This window comes from Alcaligenes nematophilus (assembly GCF_026344155.1).
GTDB lineage: Bacteria > Pseudomonadota > Gammaproteobacteria > Burkholderiales > Burkholderiaceae_B > Alcaligenes > Alcaligenes phenolicus.
The window spans coordinates 466,752-487,166 of sequence record NZ_JAPKMZ010000004.1 but is presented as its reverse complement, the minus strand read 5'-3'; the positions used below and the strand labels follow the sequence as shown (position 1 = coordinate 487,166).

General features: G+C 57.6%; 15 protein-coding genes. 8 read left to right on the top strand and 7 right to left on the bottom strand.

Annotated elements, in window-relative coordinates:
• The 7 genes from OSH04_RS13535 (at position 1) to OSH04_RS13505 (ending at position 10,675) form a co-directional block, all read left to right on the top strand.
• Positions 1 to 828, top strand: a complete 828-nt coding sequence (locus OSH04_RS13535) for an SDR family oxidoreductase (RefSeq protein WP_042488955.1) — start codon at positions 1 to 3, stop codon at positions 826 to 828.
• A gap of 104 nt (positions 829 to 932) precedes the next feature.
• Positions 933 to 2,525, top strand: coding sequence for a phytoene desaturase family protein (locus OSH04_RS13530; RefSeq protein ID WP_203144905.1), 1,593 nt, complete (start codon positions 933 to 935; stop codon positions 2,523 to 2,525).
• Between the two features lie 306 nt (positions 2,526 to 2,831).
• On the top strand, positions 2,832 to 5,273 hold the full coding sequence (locus OSH04_RS13525; RefSeq protein ID WP_266108671.1) for a DUF3772 domain-containing protein: 2,442 nt from the start codon (positions 2,832 to 2,834) through the stop codon (positions 5,271 to 5,273).
• 43 nt (positions 5,274 to 5,316) lie between these two features.
• Positions 5,317 to 7,716, top strand: coding sequence for a mechanosensitive ion channel family protein (locus OSH04_RS13520; RefSeq protein ID WP_226349539.1), 2,400 nt, complete (start codon positions 5,317 to 5,319; stop codon positions 7,714 to 7,716).
• Positions 7,717 to 7,815: 99 nt separating this feature from the next.
• Positions 7,816 to 9,114 (top strand): MFS transporter, encoded by a 1,299-nt coding sequence (locus OSH04_RS13515; protein ID WP_266108670.1) that lies wholly within the window; start codon positions 7,816 to 7,818, stop codon positions 9,112 to 9,114.
• Positions 9,115 to 9,129: 15 nt separating this feature from the next.
• A complete protein-coding gene (locus OSH04_RS13510) occupies positions 9,130 to 10,245 on the top strand; it encodes an aminotransferase class V-fold PLP-dependent enzyme (protein WP_266108669.1) in 1,116 nt (371 codons plus the stop codon).
• A 13-nt stretch (positions 10,246 to 10,258) separates the two neighbouring features.
• On the top strand, positions 10,259 to 10,675 hold the full coding sequence (locus tag OSH04_RS13505; protein ID WP_009459478.1) for a hypothetical protein: 417 nt from the start codon (positions 10,259 to 10,261) through the stop codon (positions 10,673 to 10,675).
• A gap of 12 nt (positions 10,676 to 10,687) precedes the next feature.
• Here OSH04_RS13505 and OSH04_RS13500 read toward each other — a convergent pair whose 3' ends face one another.
• From OSH04_RS13500 to mgtE, 4 genes are all read right to left on the bottom strand, one after another.
• Positions 10,688 to 11,260, bottom strand: coding sequence for a helix-turn-helix domain-containing protein (locus tag OSH04_RS13500; RefSeq protein ID WP_235332425.1), 573 nt, complete (start codon positions 11,258 to 11,260; stop codon positions 10,688 to 10,690).
• A gap of 59 nt (positions 11,261 to 11,319) precedes the next feature.
• A complete protein-coding gene (locus tag OSH04_RS13495; RefSeq protein ID WP_035268306.1) occupies positions 11,320 to 12,336 on the bottom strand; it encodes a response regulator in 1,017 nt (338 codons plus the stop codon).
• On the bottom strand, positions 12,329 to 15,295 hold the full coding sequence (locus OSH04_RS13490; RefSeq protein ID WP_266108668.1) for an MHYT domain-containing protein: 2,967 nt from the start codon (positions 15,293 to 15,295) through the stop codon (positions 12,329 to 12,331). The genes OSH04_RS13495 and OSH04_RS13490 overlap by 8 nt, the downstream gene beginning before the upstream one ends.
• A gap of 162 nt (positions 15,296 to 15,457) precedes the next feature.
• Positions 15,458 to 16,798: a magnesium transporter gene (mgtE, locus tag OSH04_RS13485; protein WP_035268303.1), complete on the bottom strand. Its 1,341-nt coding sequence runs from the start codon at positions 16,796 to 16,798 to the stop codon at positions 15,458 to 15,460.
• 483 nt (positions 16,799 to 17,281) lie between these two features.
• Here mgtE and cnbZ point away from each other — a divergent pair, with 483 nt between their 5' ends.
• Entirely contained in the window at positions 17,282 to 18,043 is a 762-nt protein-coding gene (gene cnbZ, locus OSH04_RS13480) for a 2-amino-5-chloromuconate deaminase CnbZ (protein WP_009459468.1), read from the top strand.
• Positions 18,044 to 18,108: 65 nt separating this feature from the next.
• Here the strand turns inward: cnbZ and nhaA are convergent, their stop codons facing one another.
• From nhaA to OSH04_RS13465, 3 genes are all read right to left on the bottom strand, one after another.
• Positions 18,109 to 19,473, bottom strand: coding sequence for a Na+/H+ antiporter NhaA (gene nhaA / locus OSH04_RS13475; protein ID WP_266108667.1), 1,365 nt, complete (start codon positions 19,471 to 19,473; stop codon positions 18,109 to 18,111).
• 118 nt (positions 19,474 to 19,591) lie between these two features.
• A complete protein-coding gene (dtd, locus tag OSH04_RS13470) occupies positions 19,592 to 20,050 on the bottom strand; it encodes a D-aminoacyl-tRNA deacylase (protein WP_035268299.1) in 459 nt (152 codons plus the stop codon).
• A gap of 15 nt (positions 20,051 to 20,065) precedes the next feature.
• The gene (locus OSH04_RS13465) at positions 20,066 to 20,410 is read right to left on the bottom strand and encodes a DMT family transporter (RefSeq protein ID WP_009459464.1); all 345 of its coding nucleotides are present in this window, start codon (positions 20,408 to 20,410) and stop codon (positions 20,066 to 20,068) included.
• Positions 20,411 to 20,415 lie beyond the last annotated feature (5 nt).

The window sequence follows — 20,415 nt, the reverse complement described above, 5'->3', positions numbered from 1 at the left end:
ATGCAGCAGGACATGAAGGTGAATTTACAAGGTAAGGTCGCCATCGTGACCGGGTCCACGCAAGGGCTGGGGGCAGATATCGCCCTGGCTCTGTGTGCCGCCGGTGCGTGGGTGCTGATCGTGGGTCGCAGTCAGGAAGAAGGCCAGCGTACCGAGGCGCGTTTGCAGGCCGTGGGCAAGGCACAGTTCATGGCCGCCAATATTTGTGATGATGCGCAACTGGATGCCTGCGTGCAGGCCGCATTGGCACAAACCGGACGCATCGACATTGTGGTGAACAATGCCTGCTCCTATGGCGATGAAGGCCTGGCCTCCAGCCGCGAGCTTTGGCATCAGACACTGGATGTGAACCTGATCTCCAGCGCGATTCTGGCCCAGAAAGCCACGCCGCATATGGGGCAGGGTGGGGTCATCATCAATATGGGCAGTACAGGTGGCAAATTCGGTGTGGCCGGACGCGCGCTGTATCCGGCTTCCAAAGCGGCCATCCTGCAATTTACAAAAAGCTTGGCCGTGGAATTGGCTCCCTCGGGGATTCGCGTACTGACAGTTTCGCCCGCCTGGACCTGGTCGCCATCCGTTGAGCGCATGAGCGGTGGTTCGCGCGAGCTGGCCAATCAGGTAGGGGCACAAGTTCATCCTTTGGGGCGAGTCGGCTCCGGTGAAGAGGTCGCCCAGGTGGTGCTGTTTGCTGTGTCGGGAGCGGCTTCCTGGATGACAGGCATTGATCTGCCCGTCGATGGTGGCTTTTCCGTACTCGGGCCAGAGCAGGGCAAGTCGCCCCGTCACTGGTTTGAACGCTGGCAGGCGCAGTCGTCTGGCTCATAAATAGAAAAGTGCGGTAAAAGATGTCCAGGGCTTGTGAACAGCTGTTTCTTGTGGCGTGTTCACAAGCCCTGACCCCGTTCAGGGCAATTTAAAAAAGGTGTGGGATGACAGACTCAACAAATAAAAAATCGTATGCCGTCATTGTGGTGGGCAGTGGCATTAACTCCCTGGTGTGTGCAGCCTTGCTGGCGCAAAAGGGCAAGCAGGTCCTGGTGCTGGAGCGTAACGACCGTGCGGGCGGGTGTATCCGTACCGAGGAGCTGTTTCCGGGCTTTACCCATGAGTTGCTGTCGTCCTGGTACCCCTTGTTCACATCCGGCGCTGCCTATGCCCGTTTGAAAGACGATCTGGCCGCCCAGGGCGTGGAGTTTCTGGAAAACGGCTACACCACCGGCGTGGTGGGCAGCGATGGTAAAGGCCTGGCCCTGCGCCACGATGTGGGCGATTCCATTCAGCGTATCAATGGCTTGCAAGCTGGTGATGGTGATGCCTTTGGTGCCATGTGCAGCCAGTTGTTCGAGCGCGATGCAGGTCTGACCTTCGGCTTGCTGGGCACCGAGCCATACAGCCGTGGCTTGTTGGGTTTGCTGTTCTCGCAATGGCGCAAGCGCCGCATGGACGGCATGGTCCAGTACGGACGCGAGTCCCTGGAATCCTTCCGCCGCTGGGCTGACCGTGAACTTAAAGATGACCGTGTGCGCGGCATGATGGCTCCCTGGGTCTTGCACTCGGGCCTGGGCCCTGACGACGCCTGCTCGGCGCTGATCGGCAAGCTGACCTTTGCAGCTGTGGTCGCCGGTGGCATGCCCGTGGTGAAAGGCGGCGGCCAGAATCTGGTGCGTGCTCTGTGCGCCATTATTGAAAAAGCCGGTGGCCGTATTCAACTGAACACCGAAGTGGAAGAAATTGTGCTGGAAGGACAAAAAGCCCGTGGCGTGCGTGCCGGCGGCCAAGTCTACGAAGCCAGCCATGTGGTGTGCAACGTTACACCGCCACAGCTCTATGGTCGTTTGTTGCCGGGTGCTCCCGCTCAAGTACGTGAACAAGCTAATGCCTACCGCTTTGGCCGTGGCGACATGCAAATTCATCTGGCGTTGGACAGCATGCCTAACTGGAGCGATCCAGAGCTGCTGAAAGTACCGTTGCTGCACCTGTCCGACAGCCTGGAAGATGTCAGCATGAGCGTGGCCCAGGCCAATAACGGCCTGATCCCGGCCAAGTTCACCGTGGCGATCGGTCAGCCATGCTCGCTGGATCCCAGCCGTGCGCCGGAAGGCAAATGGATACTGTGGATGCAGATGCAGGACATGCCGTCCAAGCTGCGCGGTGATGCTGCTGGCAAGATCGACGTGCCGGAGGACGGCAAATGGACCGAAGAAGTCGGCCAGGCCGTGGCCGAGCGCATCATCGACCAACTGGAAGGCGTCATGCCCGGTTTGCGTCAACAAATCGTGGGTCAGAAAGTGCTGTCGCCAGCCGACCTGGAATCCATCAACTGCAATCTGGTGGGCGGCGACCCCTACTCGGGCATCTGCTCCCCTGACCAATTCTTCTGGATGCGCCCCTTTGCAGCCAGTAACGGTGCCCGCTCCCACGCCACACCGTACAAGAATGTCTACCACATTGGTGCGTCCACCCATCCAGGCCCAGGTCTGGCGGGAGCGTCCGGATTTATGGTGGCGGAGCAGATTCGTTAATCCTGCATGTTCTTGGGCCTGAGGCTTGATGCCTGCAGGCAGAACAACCGGCCGGGGTAGGTGTTTTGCACCTGTTCTGGCCGGTTTTTTTTGCTTCTTGGCATTCAGCCAGAAGGGGGGATGAGGGGGAGTAAAGGAGCCGGAACCTGAAAAGTGAGCAGTTCGGGGCGTTTATCGCCTAAAAAAACAGGGTTCTCGTGAATACCTCATGCGCCAAGCCCACAATAGTTCGGTATTCTGTGCATGTTTTCTGCTGCCCTGGCGGTTTCATGCTTGGGGCCTCATTGTTTAGCCGGAGTTTTATTGATGCACGCTTTTCGCCGTTCGCGCCTGTGTGCTTTTTTGTCCTTATGGCTGCTGGCTGTGGTGCTGGCTGTTACCGCTGTCCCTGTGACGGCCGAGACGGTGGTATTGACGCCTGCGCAGGCCAGTGAATCCCTGAATGAATTGCGTGACACGCTGCAAACTGTCCAAGACCGTTTGCAGAAAAATGATGGCTTGGGCGATTCCGATCTGGTTGCCTTGCGCAATCAGTTGCTGCTGGCGCAAGAGCAGGCTCAGGAAATGAGTGTGCGTCTGGAGCCTGAGCTGTTGAGCGTGACCGCGCGTCTGAATCAGTTGGGGCCTGTGGATGATCCGGCGGGGGAGTCCGAGGACATTGCGCGCCAGCGTGCTCAATTGCAGCAGGCAGTGACCGAGCTGGACGGCATGATCAAGCTGGCCCGTTTGATCGGCGTGGAAACAACGCAAGGCCTGGATCAGGTGTCCAAGCAGCGCCGCGTAATTTTCCAAGCGGAATTGGGTCGGCAGTCGCAGTCCGTGTTGACACCACGCTTCTGGCGCAATGTGTCGCGCGATTTGCCCGGTGATCTGGCCAGGGTCGAGCGCATGCGCAAGGATCTGGCCCAGCGGGTAACAGATTTGCCCGCTTATGTGCTGTGGTCGGCAGGAGCCTTGGCTCTGGTCTTGCTGGCTTTGTCGGTCTGGGCGGTACGGGGGCTGGAGCGTTTTACCATCAACCACACCAAGCCCTCGCGCTTGCGACGCTCTTTTTATGCGACGGCTTTGATTGTGCTTTACAGCCTGACGCCCGGTTTGTTGGCATCGGTGGCGGCAGGGTTGTTTTACTGGAACGGCAATCTGGCTCCGGATCTGTCCAGCTTTGTGTCCAAGTCCGTATTCGCCTTGTATCTGGGTGGCTTTGTGACCGGGATGGGCCGTGTGCTTTTGTCGGCGCAGCGTCCTAGCTGGCGCTTGCCTCCCATTCCCAGCAATGTGGCTTTGAAGCTGGCATGGTTGCCTATTGCTCTGGGCATCATGGTGGCCTTGACCTGGATGTCGCAGCAGTTGCTGGGCCTGATCAATGCCACGCTCAGCACTACCTTGCTGGTCAACAGTTTTAACACGCTGACACTGAGCATCTTTATTGCCATTGCAGCCTGGAACTTGAGCCAGGGACGGGACAAGACCCCCGTTCCAGAGGGCGGCGAGGACCCGCAGAAAACGGCTCCGGTTCAGCAGGGGGCGACCTGGTTACGCGCCATTCCTATCACCCTGGGTGTGGTCATTGGGCTGGGGATGATTGCCTTCTTGCTGGGTTACATCGCCTTGAGCAGTCTGATTGTGCAAGAGGTATTGTGGCTGAGTCTGGTGATTTGCACCTGCTATGTCCTGGTCGCGCTGATTGCGGATATCGGTCAAAGCCTCTTGCTGCAATTTAAAGAGAAGCGCGCCGCTAATGAATGGACCAGTACGCAATTGCGTGGCAGCAGCCAGATCGTGATCGTGCTGTCCGGAGCCTTGCGTTTATGCCTGATTATTACGGCGATTACCCTGGTCTTGCTGCCTTTTGGGGAAGACCCCACGCAGTGGTTGCAGCGCCGTCTGGGCTTTTTGGTTAAAGGTTTTTCTTTAGGTCAGGTTCAGTTAAAACCCAGCTCGGTCCTGCTGGCCGTGCTGATTCTGGTGCTGGGCATTTTGTTTGTTAAAGCCTTGCAGCGCTGGGTTGCCAACCAGCTTTTACCCGCCACGCGTATCGATCCGGGTATGCGAGTGTCTACTGCTAATCTGTTCAGCTATGTGGGCTACTTTATTGTGGTGGCTACGGCGATTTCGTCTCTCGGAATCGGTCTGGAGCGCATGGCCTGGGTGATTTCAGCCTTGTCGGTGGGTATCGGTTTTGGCTTGCAAGCGGTGGTGCAGAACTTTGTATCGGGGCTGATTTTGTTGGCCGAACGTCCCATCAAAATTGGGGACTGGGTCAGCCTGAACGGGGTAGAGGGCAATGTACGCAAGATCAATGCCCGTGCGACGGAAATTGAAATGTTCGACCGCTCCACCTTGATCGTGCCGAACTCCGAATTCATCACCAAAACCGTGCGTAATGTGACCTTGAGCAATCCCTTGGGGGTAGTGAAGGTCAAGATCAATATGCCTATCGACACAGACGCTAAACGGGTACGTTCTATCATGCTGGATGTGATGCAGAACTACAGCGACGTGCTGGCCGACCCGGCGCCGGATGTGACGCTGGATGGCTTTGATGCCAACGGCTTGCAGTTCACGGCGACCTGCTATGTAAGCTCGCCTCGCATTGGCAGCCGGGTACGCAGTGTCCTGATGTTCGATATTCTGGATGAATTACGCAAGGAAGGTCTGGCGTTGCACCATACTCAGACCATGACGGTGTTGCCCAATACACCGGTCGCCAGCCAGAATGAAAGCGGCAACCCCTTGCTGAATGATTGAACCTCGATAAAAACAACAGGCAGGCCCCAGGGAGACAACAGCCATGAAGACGCTACGACTAGGTGTGCAGGTCTTGCTCTTGTTTCTGGCTCTGCTGGGGGCCTGGCCACAGGCACAGGCACAAGCCTTGTCCGAGGTAGAGCAAGAGCGTGAGATGATTCGAGAGCTGCAGCAGGCCCAGGATGAAATCCGCCTGATGCAGTACCGCCTGGAAGGCAACCAGGTATCGATACGGCCCGAGCGCAGCTACGAGGAAGATCAAAAGCTGGTGCGAACGCAGGAGCTGTCCGGACGGGTGGTGCAGTCTCTGGAGCGGCGCAGCCGCCTGTTGAAGGCACGTTTGCAGGAGCTGGGCGAAGATTCGGGCGATGAGGCCGAGCAGCTCATCGTTCATAACGAACGCATGCAATTGCGCCGTGCCGATGCTGCCTTGCGGGCTGATCTGCGCGTAGCGCGTCTGGTGCAGGTGGAGGCGCAACAAGCCCGTCAGTTGCTGCGAGAGGCGACGGTGCGCTATGAGAAAGCGAAGCGTTGGCGACGCAATGCCTCTTTGGTCCTGCTGGAAAGTTTGCCCGAACTTGCACAGGCCTGGCCCGCTGACCGTTCCAAACTATCTGACTTTGCCCAGCAGTGGCGAGGAACATGGAGCAATAGCAGTTGGCAGCAAAGCAGCGCCTCATTGTGGATGGCGGCGGCGGTTCTGCTTGTGATGCTGGCTTTGTTCCGCGTCATGCCCCTATGGGTAAGCCGTTATCTGCCAGCCGGACGCTTGCGTCGCTCCAGTCTGATCATTGCTAATTTCTTCCTGTGGTTTATCGCTACCTGGGTGGTAGTGGACCAGCTGGTTGAACTGGTGTTTCAACGGCCAGGCCTTTCTCCCACCCAGTTTGAGCTTCTGGCTTATTTGAAAGTAGGAGCTTGGGCTGCGGCAGTGGCGCTGGCTTGCCTCAAGAGTATGGTGGTTCAGCCTCGGGCTTCCTGGCGTTTGATTCCCGTTTCCACTCAGACTCAGCATAGGCTGCGTTACTTTGCACCCGCTTTTTTCCTGCTGGTGTATGCGGACATCACAAGCAGTTTTTTTCGGGGATCGATAGGTTTATCGGATGCATTTCAGTCCATGGCTGATGGTGTGAGCAGCCTGCTGTATTTGATCCTGTATGGCTATGGTTTGTGGGTTCTGCGAGACGAGCTGTTCAATCGTACTGATGTCGCGGGGCAGGGGGCGAGCCGAACGGGACGCAGTTGGGCTCGTCTGGCCTTTAAAGGCGGCGTCCTTGTTTACATCCTGGTGTTGGGCTTGTTCATCGGCGGCTGGCAAGGCCTGTCGGATGACTTGATGTCGCATTTCATCACCATGCCCTTGATCCTGGGGCTGCTGGCCTACGTTTGTATGGTGTGGCTGCAGGACATTGCGGATTCCTTGCTGACCTATTTGCGTAACCGCAGCCATGATCCAGAGGCCGCGCCGATTCGCGTGCAAAGCCAGTTCATCGTTGTGTTTTTTGCTATCGCCCGGATGAGCGTGTTGCTTCTGGCGATCTGGATGGTGAGTGGGGATTGGTTAACTGAGCCCAAACAGATGCTGGAGTCGGGGCTGGATGTCTCGCGTGAGGCCTTGCGTCTGGGAGCGGTGCAGTGGCGCCTGGACTTGTGGCTGATTGCCTTGGGCGTGATGCTGGTGGGGGCCGTCCTGATTCATTTTCTGCGCACCTGGCTGCGTCAGCATTACATGCCTAACACCACGCTGGAGCCGGGCCTGCAAAATGCGATCGTGGGCATGGTTGGGTACGTTGCCTATTTTGTTCTGTTGGTGATCTGCCTGTCCATGCTGGGTGTGCCGATTGAATCGGTGACCTGGATCTTTACGGCCTTGACGGTGGGTCTGGGTTTTGGCTTGCGAGGCATTGTGCAGAACATTGCCTCTGGCCTGATGCTGATGGTCGAGCGTCCCGTCAAAGTGGGAGACTGGGTGGAGGTAGAGGGCAGCGAAGGCAATGTGCGCCAGATTCGCTTGCGGGCGACCTATGTTGAGCGCTTTGATCGCACCATGGTCATGGTCCCCAACTCCCAGATGATGGGGCGGCAGGTGCGTAATTTGACTTACACCCCGACCTCCTTGGGCGCGATTGAGTCCCGCTTGCTGTTTCCGCTGGATGTGGACGCGGATGCGGTCATGCAGATTTTGCGTGAGGCCGTACAGTCCGAGCCGGAAATTCTGACCGAGCCCGCCCCTATCTTGTCTTGCGATGGAATTTTTGGGGATGGGGTGGCGTTCAGCACCCGTTGTTTCATCAATACCATGCGAGTCCAGCGCCGGGTGCGCAGCAACCTTATGCTCGATATTCTGCGGCGCTTGCGTCAACAGGGCATCAGTCTGCATCCGGCCCAACGCTGGGTTCAGGAAGCCATGGACAAGGACAGGGCCGAAGACCCCGACCTTTAGGGTTTTCCCAGTGATTGAAAGCTGAAATATTCATCCGTATAATTTGTTTAGCCACACTAAACAGAATAGGCGCATTATGCGTATCAGGATGGATGAGACATGAGCAAGAAACAGTCCTCACAGGACGAGGCCCCCGTATCGCCGTGGCGTGCTGCCAGCGCAGCGGGTTTGGGCACCATGATCGAGTATTACGACTTTCAGCTGTACGGCGTCCTGGCTGTGACGCTAAGTGTGCTGTTTTTTCACGCCGGCAATGAGAACGCGGCCTTGCTGTCCACATTGGCCGTGTTTGGCGGCGCCTTTCTGGCACGCCCCTTGGGCGGTATTTTCTTTGGCTGGTTTGGCGACAAGCATGGCCGTACCGCTGCCTTGATGTTCACGATTGTGGGCATTGGAGTGGCCAGCGCCTTGATGGGCATGTTGCCTACCTACGCCACGCTGGGCCTGGCTGCACCGGCCTTGCTATTGCTGTGTCGTTTGCTGCAGGGCTTTTTTGCCGGTGGTGAAATTACGGGCGCAGCTACCTATGTGGCGGAATGCTCGCCCCCCGGCAAGCGCGGTTTCTTTGGCGCGTTCAACCCGGCCGCCGCCACTTTGGGCTTGTCCCTGGCCACCGGCGTCGCGGGGTTGGTGACGGCGCTGGTGGGTAAGGAAGCCATGCTGGATTGGGGCTGGCGTATTCCCTTTCTGCTGTCCATTCCCCTGATCATTCTGTGTGTCTGGGCTCGTTCACGTATCGAGGATTCGCCGCGCTTTAAGGAAATGCTCAAAAGCCATCATCCCGAGCACTCGCCCCTGTCCTTGATTGTGCGTGATTACCGCCGTCCCCTTTTGCAAGTCATTGCCATTGGATTTGCGCAGAATGCAGCAGGCTACGTGGGCGTGGTCTATCTGAGTACCCATTTGATTCACACCCTGAAATACGACGGCACGGCGGTGTTCTGGCTGATTTCCCTGGTCACCTTGTGCTCGGCTTTCATCATGCCTTTTGCCGGTGGCCTGTCTGATCGCTTTGGCCGCAAACCCTTGCTGACGATTGGCTTGCTGGGCTATCTGGTGCTGGTGCCGCTGACGATGTGGGTCGCCTCCTGGGGCAGTTTCCCGCTGGCGGTGATCGCGGTGGCCGTGTCCATTTTGCCGTTCATCGTAGTGCAGGCCGTGGGCTACCCCTTGTATGCCGAATTGTTCCCTACGCGAGTGCGCTATAGCGGCGTGTCGCTGGGCTTTAACATCGCCACCATTCTGGGTGGAGCGACGGCGCCATTCGTGGCGTCCTGGCTGACGGGCCTGACCGGTTCGAGCATGGCACCTGCCTTTTACGTGATGGTAGTGGCGCTGATCGGGATTGTGGCTTTGAGCACGGTGCAGGAAACCTCTGGCCGTCAGTTGGCCGATTGATTTTCAAGGAAGTAAATGATGTCCGGATATTTTCTTTATCACTCCATTGGCATGTTCGAGGGCAAGGAAGCGGCCATGCGCGCCGAGCTGGATCAGTTCAGCCAGGTCTGGTCGGCGCAGGACGATGCCCAGTGGGGGTACGCTCTGGGCCAGAAACAGGCTTTCATGGATGCCTGGGCCCGTTTGATTGGTGCTGATTCCAAGGATATTGCGCTAAGTGAAAACGTCACTGGCGGCCTCTACAGCATTCTGGGTTCTTTGCCTTCGCATGTGCTTAAAGGACGTACCTTGCTGGTTGCGGCCGATTGCTTTCCCAGCCTGCATTTCCTGTTGCAAAAACTGGCCTTGCGCCTGGGCTTCACCTTGCGCACCGTACCTTTGAGTGCGGGCCTGTCCTATGTGACGGACGATGATTTCATCAATGCCTGGGATGACAGTGTGGGTTTGGCCCTGGTGACCTGGGTCAGCTCTACGTCCTCGCACCGGGTGGATGTGGATCGCATGGCGCAATGTGCGACGGAGCACGGCAGCCTGATGGCGCTGGATTTGACACAAGCTGCCGGGCTGGTGCCGTTCACCGTGCATGAAGGTGTGGCCTTTACCTTGTCGGCCTCCTTGAAGTGGGCATGCGGCGTGTCCGGTGCCAGCCTCTTGCATGTGCGTGCAGATTTGATCGAGCAGTGCGAGCCGGAGTTTCGCGGCTGGTTCAGCCAGGAAAACCCCTTTAACTGGAATCTGGACCAGTTCAGCTATGCTGACGGCGCGCGTCGTTTCGACCACGGCACACCGGCTATTTTGGGAAGTATTGCGTCCCTGCCTGGCATGCGTTTCGTGCTGGAAACCGGCGTGGAAAAACTGCTGGAGCAAAACCGGGCATTGACGGCGGTCTTGCTGGATCGTGCGGCCAAAGCCAATTGGCCCGTGCTGACCCCATTGGCCGAGAACGAGCGCGGCGGCAGCATCATGTTGCGCGCCAGCAGTGCCCAGCGCGCTCAGGCTATGGTGGATCAGCTGCGTGAGCAGGAACTCTATTGCGATCAGCGTGATGGCGTATTGCGTCTGTCGCCCGGTAATGTCTGCACCGAGCAGGATGTACTGCGCTTGTGCGACACCTTGCAAACCGGCTGGTAAAGGAGGAGGGGATATGGATAGCCAAACCTGGGCTCATCAGGCCAGCCGTCGTATCGAACGATCCGCCAAGGTCGTGATGGACTATATGGCAGATCTGGATGCGCTGGGACGCTGGTCTCTGGGCTGCTTTGACACCGAAACGGTGGAGCCTGGCCTGGTGGTGGGGACGTCCTTGTTTGATGGTGGCCAAACCCATGTCAGCGTGGAGATTCTGGCCGAGCAAGGGCTGATTCGCTATTGGGTAGGTAGCGCCACGCAACGTACCCCGCGCATCAGCGCCATGGTGCAGCCGCTGGATCAGAATTCCTGCATTTTGATCATGCTGGCGACACGCGGTGCAGACATGGATGAAAACCGCTGGCTACGTTTGCAGCGTTGCCATGAAACCGAGCTGGATCTGATCCAGGCCCAGTTGCACAGCGCCGCCTAGTGCTGCTCGTGCTTAATAGCTGGGTGGGGTGATCGCCACAATAAAGCGCACATCCGTGTCGTAAGGATTGCGGTAGGCATGGGGCAGGCTGGAGTTGAAATAACAGCTATCGCCCGTTTGCAGACAGTGCTGATCATCCCCTACATCGACCAGCAGCTGGCCTTCGGTCACCAGCACACATTCCTCGGCAGGGTGGCTCCAGCGTTGCCCGACTGAGCTTCCTCCCGGCGGCAAGAAGCCCGCCAGCATTTCAATACTGCCAAAGCCCGGTGACACCCGCTGGTACTGCACGCCCGAAGCGGATTGAATGCTCATGCGCTCGTTCTGGCGCACCACCGCCACTTGCTCCACATTGTCATCCAGCAGGGAAAACAAGGGCGTATCCAGCGCACGTGCAATTTGGCGCAGGGTATCCAGACTGGGTTGGGTCAAACCGCGTTCCACCTGGCTGATCAGGCCGGGGGAGACTTGGGCAAGCTCGGCCAGCTTGCGCAGAGACAGTTTTTTATGAAGTCGGACTTGGCGAATACGCAAAGCGGCCATGTAGAAGCGGGGATAGATAGTAAAGCCGTCATTGTAAGACAAGCCCGCAGGGCTGAGGAGCGCGGGACCTGGCCCACCTGCTGCTTATCGGGCCAATCGGTTCAAGTCTTTGCCATCAGTTGGGGATCGTCGGCCCATTTTTCTTTGATATGCAGCATTTCAGGCAGGCATTTGTCCAGCAGGGCGATCAGTTGCGGGTCAAAGTGCTGGCCGGATTGTTCGCGCAGATAGTTGATGCAGCGCTCTACACTCCAGGCTTTCTTATAGGGCCGCTCACTGGCCAAGGCATCAAACACATCGGCCACCGCCACGATGCGGGCGGGCAGGGGGATATTCTCGCCTTTTAAACCATAGGGATAGCCACTGCCATCCCATTTTTCATGGTGATACAGCGCGATCGTGCGTGCCAGTTTTAACAAACCATGCGAGTGCTGGCCAATAATGCGGGCGCCAATCAAGGTGTGCGTACGCATGATTTCCCATTCTTCGGGTGTTAGCTTGCCGGGTTTTTGCAGGATGGAATCCGGGATGCCGATTTTGCCAATATCGTGCATGGGCGCGGCGTGCAGCAGTTCGTCGGCCGCTTCGCTGGAGTAACCCAGCCAATGGGCCAGAATACGCGTGTAGTGGCTCATGCGGATGACGTGGCGGCCAACTTCGTTGTCCTTGTATTCGGCCGCTGTCCCCAGGCAACGGATAATCTGCAGGCGGCTGTCGCGCAGTTCCTGCATTTGTACCAAGGACAGATGGTTGCGTATGCGTGCCTTCAGAATTGCCGGGTTAAAGGGTTTGGAGATGTAGTCCACCGCCCCCATGTCCAGCCCCATTTGCTCATCCTGCGGCTGCGAGAGCGCGGTTACAAAAACAACGGGGATGTGGCGGGTTTTAAGGTCCGCCTTCAAGGCCCGACAGACTTCGTAACCCGACATTTGCGGCATCATGATGTCCAGCAAGATCAGGTCCGGTAGATCCCGTTGTGCCAGCTCCAGCGCCTTGATGCCATCTTTTGCAAAGAGCAGCCGGAAATCCTGTTGCAGCGTATGGCGCAGAATCTGCAGATTGGCGGGCTCGTCATCGATGAGCAAGAGGGTGGGGCGCGGTGAGGTAAATTCATTCATGGCGTGGCGGATCCTTGGCCAAGCTCGCATTCAGGTCTTTGATCAGCTTGGACAGGATCAGGCTGGCTTGAGCAAAGTCGAACACGTCGATGGTTTTATTAAGATCATTCAGGGTATCGGTTTGCCCTGTGCTTTCCAGATACTGACAGACCACTTGCAAGGCAGGTTCGTCCAGCTCGTTGAGCAAGACGCTGCTATGCAGAATGTGGAGATGGTTCAAGGCAACGTCTGGGGTATGCACCACCACGTGTTGAGGGTCTGAATAAGGAGTCGGTGGGCCGTTGTGGCTAAGTTCTTGAGCGATGCGGTTGAACATTTCCTGCAACTGTTCAATACGGCGACGCATCTGGCGAGTTTGACCACGACGAATTTTTTCTTCCAGCTCGGCGCTGAGGGCAGACACCTGGGGCAGGCCCAGATTGCCGGCGGTGCCGCGAATGCCATGCAGGCTGCCCAGCACAATTTCCCAGTTCGGGGATGCCTGCTTGATTTCATCGAGTGGGTAGCGGGTATGCAGGTCAGACAGAAAGCTCAGCAGAGCGCGGCGCAGACGGACCTGGGAACCCCACAGGTTCAGGCCCAACTCCCAATCGATCAGGCTGCTCTCTTGTGGTTCGACGCTGTGCTCCAGGGGGCCAGTGGGGGGCAGACCCATCACCATGGCAATCTCCTGCAGCAAAGAAGGCAGATCCAGCGGTTTGGTGGCAAAACCATTCATGCCAGCCTCCTGGGCCGCATGACGGTCGGACTCCATGACACTGGCAGTCAGCGCAATCAGTGGCAAAGGCAGACGCGCTTCGCGGCGTTCCTGTTCGCGCCACCGGCGGGCGGTTTCCAGACCGTCCATCTCGGGCATGTGCACATCCAGCAAGGCCACATCAAAATCTTCTTTGGACAGCAGCTCCAGCACTTTGTGACCGTTGTCGGCCGCTGTCACGGAATGTCCGTGCTGCTCCAGGGCCAAGGTCAGCAGTTCCTGATTCAGGCTGATGTCATCGGCCACCAGAATGCGCAGCGGCGGCAGGCGGGGCACGGTCTGATCGTCCGGGCTCAGGCTGGGTTCTTTGCCCGGTTCCAGGGGAATACGGACTTCAAAGACGCTGCCCACACCCAGGGTACTTTCAACCTTCAGCGTGCCGCCCATCAGATCCACCAACTGGCGGGCAATGGATACGCCCAGGCCGGTACCGCCAAAACGGCGGCTGATGGATACATCGGCCTGTGTAAAGGGGGTGAACACATGGCGTAACTGCTCAGGAGTCATGCCAATGCCGGTGTCCGTGACGCGGATGGAGACGGTATTGCGCCCTGGTTCGGGATTGACATCCACATGCACCGCTCCGCTTTGGGTGAACTTGATGGCATTGCCGATCAGGTTGTTCAGCACCTGCTGAATCCGCATCGGGTCGCCCTTGTAAAACTGATGCAGCTCGGGCGCATGGTTCAGACGGAACTCCAGGTTCTTGGCATCCGCTGCCAAACGCAAGGAGGCCACGACCTGATTGCACAATTCAATCAGCGAAAAATCCACTTGCTCCAGCTCGACCGAGCCGCGTTCCAGCTTGGTGGTATCCAGAATGTCGTTCAGCAAGGCCAGCAAGGAGTGGGCGGACTGGTTGATGATGGCAAGGTGCTTGTTTTGCTGCGCATTGATCTGATCATTCAGCATCAAGTCGCTAAAGCCAATAATCGCGTTGAGTGGGGTACGGATTTCATGGCTCATATTGGCCAGAAAAGCCGTCTTGGCCTGGGCTGCCTGCTCGGCTTTTTCCGCACTTTGACGCAGGGATTCGGTCAGTGCCTTGTAGCGGCTCATGTCAGTGACAAAACCGACAAACAGCGGGTCACCCGGCTGGCGTACCTTGCCCACGGCCAGGCGCATCGGCATCAAGCTGCCATCCTTGCGCAAACCGGTGACATCCCGGCCTACGCCAATAATTTTTGGGTCGTTGGTGCGTAAATAGTTGGACAGATAGCTGTCGTGGCGCGAGCGGTCCGGCTCGGGCATCAGCATGTTCACATTGCGCCCCAGCACCTCGCCAGCCTTCCAGCCAAACAGGCGTTCGGCTGAATGGTTGAAGTCCAGAATGGTGCCGTGGCTGTTGATGGTAATAATGCCGTCAATCGCGGTATCCACAATGGCCCGGTTATGCGATTCGCTTTCTTCCATCTTCAAGAACAACTGGCGGTAGCGCAGCAGGCCGTTGGCCGCGGTCACCAGTACCGTCACCGTAATGGTGAAGGTGGACAGCACCATGGAGGCAAAGGTGCTGTTGAAGATGATCATGTCATCGGGCGGTGTGGTCTGGCCTATAAAGCGGGCGGCCGCCATGCCGGTATAGTGCATGCCGGAAATGGCCAGGCCCAGCACAATGCCGCTGATGACCACGCGTTGCAGCAAGGTCAGGCGGGTGCGATGCAGGCGAAAACGTATCCACAAGGCCAGCGTGGCCAGTACCACGGCCAGCACAATCGACAGGAAGAAGGTGATGGGTTCATAGCGCAGCACCGGCGCCATACGCATGGCAGCCATGCCACTGTAATGCATGGTGCCTATACCCAAACCTACCAAAATACCGCCCACAATCAGGTGCGAGCGTTGTACACGGGCTTGCGAGAGAATTTGCAGGGCGACCCAGGATGCCCCTACGCTGGGCAGAACCGACAACATGGTGATGGCCGGGTCGTAATGGACGCTGGTGCAAAGTTCAAACGCCAACATGCCAATAAAGTGCATGGTCCAGATGCCACCGCCCAGGGCGATGGCACCCGTACAGATGGCAATCTGGCGGTGTATGCGCAAATCAGCCATGCGAGCAATATGGGCCGTTTGCAAGGCCATGCCCGAGGAGAAGATGGCAACCAGTAGCGACAGGATGACCAGACCACTGTTATAGCTGCCAACCAAAAAGGGAGCCATCTGGTCTGCACTGATGAAGAACTGGTCGAGTATCCGCATAGGTGCTGATGTCCGAAGCGGCCCATAGGGGGCCAAGTTAGACGAAATGTGTCAGGCTCCCCCTGCCTGCCAGAGGGAATGTAACGGTGAAATTCGGATAGGTTACCGAGTTTGTCTCTTACTGTGCGCTTTTTTGTATGGATTCAACAAAAAAATTCATGGCTAGAGCAAGGTTCCTGTCAGCAACATCGCGGCCACGGAGAAGTAAATCACCAAACCGAGCACGTCTACCAGCGTGGCCACCAGGGGTGCCGAGGCACTGGCCGGGTCAAAACCGACGCGCTGCAAGATGAAGGGCAGCATGGAGCCAATACAAGAACCGAACGTCACAATGCCCACCAGAGCCAGCCAGATGGTGAAGGCAATCAGCAAGGAGTGCTCGCCATAGTCGTACAGGCCCAGGTGTTGCCAGATTTCGATACGAATAAAGCCGATCGCCCCCAACATGGTGCCCAGCACCAGACCCACGGGTAATTCGCGCAGCAGGACACGCCACCAGTCGCGCACCCGGACTTCACCCAGGGCCAGACCGCGAATCAGCAAGGAAGTGGCCTGCGAGCCGGAGTTACCGCCGGAGCTCATGATCAAGGGAATGAACATGGCCAGGACCACGGCCTTTTCCAGCTGTATTTCGTAGTACTGCATGGCACTGGCGGTCAGCATTTCACCCAGGAACAGAATGGCCAGCCAGCCTCCCCGTTTGCGAATCATGGTGCTAAAGCCCGCTTGCAGATAGGGTTTGCCAATATGTTCGGCACCCCCGAAGCGGTTCATGTCTTCGGCGGCCTCGTCCATCAGGGCGTCGATCACGTCGTCTACCGTCACAATGCCGATGATGGCATTGGCCTCGTCCACCACTGGAATGGCCAGAAAGTCGTGGCGGCGTATCAGTTGGGCCACGGCCTCCTTGTCCGTCAGGGCCTGCACGGCAATGGGGCTGTCGCCACTCCACAACTCGGTCAGGGCCGCCTGCGGGTCGGCGCACACCAGCTTGCGCAAAGGCACCACAAATTGCAGTTGTTGCTTGTCGTTGACCACATAGATGGCATAGACCGTTTCGCGGGTACTTTCCACTTCCCGAATGTGCTGCAAGGTTTGTGCCACATTCCAGCTCATGGGCACTTGCAGAAACTCGGTAGTCATGATGCCGCCGGCTGTGTCTGCCGGATAGTGCATCAGACGCATGATGGAGGTGCGGGTGCGCTGGGTCAGGCGGCCAAGAATCTGCTCCTGGTCTTCATGGTCCAGGTCTTGCAGCAAGTCGGCCATTCGGTCTTCGGCCAGTTGCTCCAGCACTGGCAGGCGTTCGGGACGTGTCAGCTCCATCAAGAGCGCACTGGCCCAACGCAACTCCGGCACTTCCAGCAAGGCTTGCAGACGTTCGTTATCCAGCTCCTGGGCAGCGAGCAGCGCGGGGCGTTGCTCCAGCTGATTCAGGGCCAGAACAATATCGGCAATCGGGGTTTGGGGGCCAAGTAGCTCAGTTGATGGATGCGTGGACATGCAATACTCCAGTGGGCGTGCAGGTACAGGGTCTTGAGTTCAGGAGGTTGGCACCGGGCCAACAGACCGTAAAGCGAACCGGCTCAGTTCGCACGAAACTCGCTAGGATAGCGTTCTTTGCGGATACGTGCTTCCCAAGCCGGGCGCAGGAAACGCCAAGCCGCTGCATTTTGTCTGGGAAATTGCTGATGCTGTGGTCTAAGTATGTCTGTGAATCGATCCATGATTTACCCATAGAACCGCTCAGTGCACTACCAAGCTGAAACTCAGCGTGATGAAGAATATCGCCATCGTAGGGAGGTCTGCGCTGGAAGTCAAAGCGATTGCAATGATGCGCAAAAAAATGATTTGTGCTGTTAAGGTGAGGCTTGTGCCCCTGCACCGAACTCGAGACGGTTCAGAGGGTGCTATAGTGCCCGCTTTGCCGCATAACGGCGACTCGACCCCGGCGGGCCAAGGCCCACTACACGATCAGGAACAACCATGAGCAATGCGATTAATTTTGACAAAGGCAACTACCGCTTCATTCCGACCGGCGTGAACCGCTTTTCGGGCGGGGTGGCCGCTCAGCCCGGTTACGAGATCTGCCGGGTCGTGTTTTCTGCCCCCGTGCCACTGAAAGAAGGTTTTGACTTGATTCAGGCCGTGCTGGAAGCAGAAGAGCGTCCCTTGACAGCCTTGTGCGCCTGCGAGCTGCGCTCGCCCGAGCCAGTTAGCGACAGCGACTTCAACAAGTTCAATGAGCTGTATCTGGAAACGCTGAAAGAGTGGGGCCTGGTCAAAGGCAAGCATAATCCGGTCGCCCGCAGCAACGTGTCGCCGCTGGTAGGCGCACCTGCCGAGCCCAGTTTTTACGCTTTCAGCTACACGGTGGAAACCGATATTGAAGAAGCCACCTTTGTGATCGCAGGCAGCTGCGAAGTCCCCGAAACGCCCGACGACTATATAGAGAGCATTGTGGCCTACCAGGACGTGTCGCCTGAAGGGCTGTTGCAGAAGGCGCAATGGGTTCTGGGTGAAATGGAGCGTCGTCTGGAAGTGTTGGGCCATGAGTGGGCTGACACGACGGCCACCCATGCGTACACGGTGCACAATCTGCATCCTTTCATGGCTACTGAACTGGCTCAACGCGGTGCGATCAACCATGGCTTGGGCTGGCACCTGGCCCGTCCTCCCGTCAAGGATCTGGAGTTTGAAATGGATTGCCGCCGTATCCTGAACGAACGCGTGCTGACCATTGATTAATTGATCAGCCCCTAAAACAAACAGGCCCACGCTAGCGTGGGCCTGTTTGTTTGATGTCTGGCTGTTTATGCCTGGCTATAAGCTGCCTGGCTGGCAGACTGCTGATAGCGACGACGCACAATCAGGCCCCACGCCAAGCCCAGAACGGCGGACGCCAAAGAGCCGCACAGAACGCCCAGCTTGGCAGCATCCAGCAAAACGGGCTCGGCAAAGGCCAGGTTGGCCACAAAGATGGACATGGTAAAGCCAATACCGGCCAGCAAACCAATCAGGGTGACGCCGGCCCAATCCATGCCGGCAGGCAGGGTACATAGCCCCAAGCGTACGGGCAACCAGGTGCCCAGCAAGACGCCCAGGGGCTTGCCCACAATCAGGGCAATCGCCACACCAAACAGGGCGCTTTGTGCACCGGCGGCATTCAGGTCCAGACCATTCAGGCTGACACCGGCATTGGCCAGCGCAAACACCGGCATGATGATGAACGCTACCCAGGGGTGCAGCAGTGCAGGAATACGCTGGACCGGAGGCAGAATCTCGCGTTGAGCCAACTGCATTTTCTGCAGCGTGTGCATGACTTCGTGGGTGTCATGCTGGCTTTCCAGTTTGGTGGCCAGTTCCAGATTCAGGTGACGGGCCTTGCGAGGCAAGGGCAGGGCGCGCACAGGGCTCATCATGCCCAGAACCACACCGGCCAGTGTGGGGTGAGCACCTGTCTTCAACAAGCCAAACCACAGGATCGCACCGGGAACGACATAGGCCCAGGCCGAGCCTATGCCCATTTTTTGCAGACTCAGGACGGCCACAATACCAACGGCTGCAATCAGGAAGGCGCTGTAGTCCAGGCCACCCGAGTAGAAGAAGGCAATGATCAGGATGGCGACCAGGTCATCAATAATGGCCAGCGCCAACAAAAACACCCGCAAGCTGGGGGGCAGGGAGCGGCCCAGCAAGGCCAGCACACCCACTGCAAAGGCAATATCGGTGGCAGTCGGAATGGCCCAACCCATCAGCACCTTCGGGTCGGGATTCATGGCGGCGTAGATCAGCGCGGGCAGGGTGATGGCGGACAGGGCAGCACAGATAGGCAGCATGGCCGAGCGCCAGTCGGACAGGGCACCGTCATGGATCTCGCGGCGGATCTCCATCCCGACAACCAGGAAGAACAAGGTCATCAGAATATCGTTGACCCAAAAATGCAGATCTTGCGAGAAACGCCAGGAGCCCAGCTCCAAGGTCACTTGGGTGTGCCACAGGGCAGAATAGCTATCGGCAAATGAAGAGTTGGCCCAGATCAGGGCTATGGCGGCAGCCATCAACAAGACCACACCGCCCAGGGCCTCGATATGCAGGAGGCGTTGCAATTGGGCTTGCAACTGGCGGGTCAGAACATGGGCGCGCGGCAAAGGCGCACCGGAAGAAGGGTGGGACATGGTCGGCAAATCTCCACAAGGCGGCCCGACCTTGCGTATGTAATTAACCTGCCTTGCTGCACCATGCCAGCAAAACACCCTGCGCAATTATAGGGATGGAGCCTCTTTAAGGCAATCGTCAGCTTGGGTCTGTGTCGGGCGCAATATGTATGGGAATCGTGACTGGCCCATCGTTGGTCAGGCTCAATTGCATATCGGCACCAAATACGCCGCACTGGGTATCAGGCAGCCGGGTGCGGGCCATGGCTACCAGCTCGTCAAACAAGGGCTGGCTGATTGCAGGGGGCGCAGCGCGGCTGAATCCTGGACGGTTGCCCTTGCGCGTATCGGCTGCCAGGGTGAACTGGCTAACCAGTAATAGCTGACCACCGGCTTGCTGCAAGTTCAGGTTCATCTTGCCTTGCTCGTCCGAGAAAATGCGCAGGGCCAGCAATTTATCCAGCAAGCGTGTGGCTTGCTCGCGGGTGTCACCGTGCTCGGCACAGACCAGAACGGCCATGCCTGCGCCAATTTTTGCGACAGTTTGGTTTTCAATATCGACCTGGGCCTGGCGTACCCGTTGAATCAAGGCAATCATATTTATTCACTAAAATCAGTGGCCGACAGATTTGGAGAACAGATTCACAATCAGCACACCCACCACAATAAAACCGATGCCAATCATAGCGGCCAAATCCAGCTTCTGCTTGAAGACCACCCAGCCAATCAAGGAAATCAGCACAATGCCCACGCCACTCCAGATGGCATAGGCCACCCCAACCGGCATGACGCGCAGGCTGAGCGACAGGAAGTAAAACGCACCTGCGTAGAACATGATGGTGAAGGCGCTGGGCATCAGGCGCGTGAACTGTTCGGAGCGCTGCAGCAAGCTGGTGGCGATGATCTCGAAGAGAATCGCGATGAATAAATGCAGGTAGGCGAGGCTTACAGGGGTCATTGAAA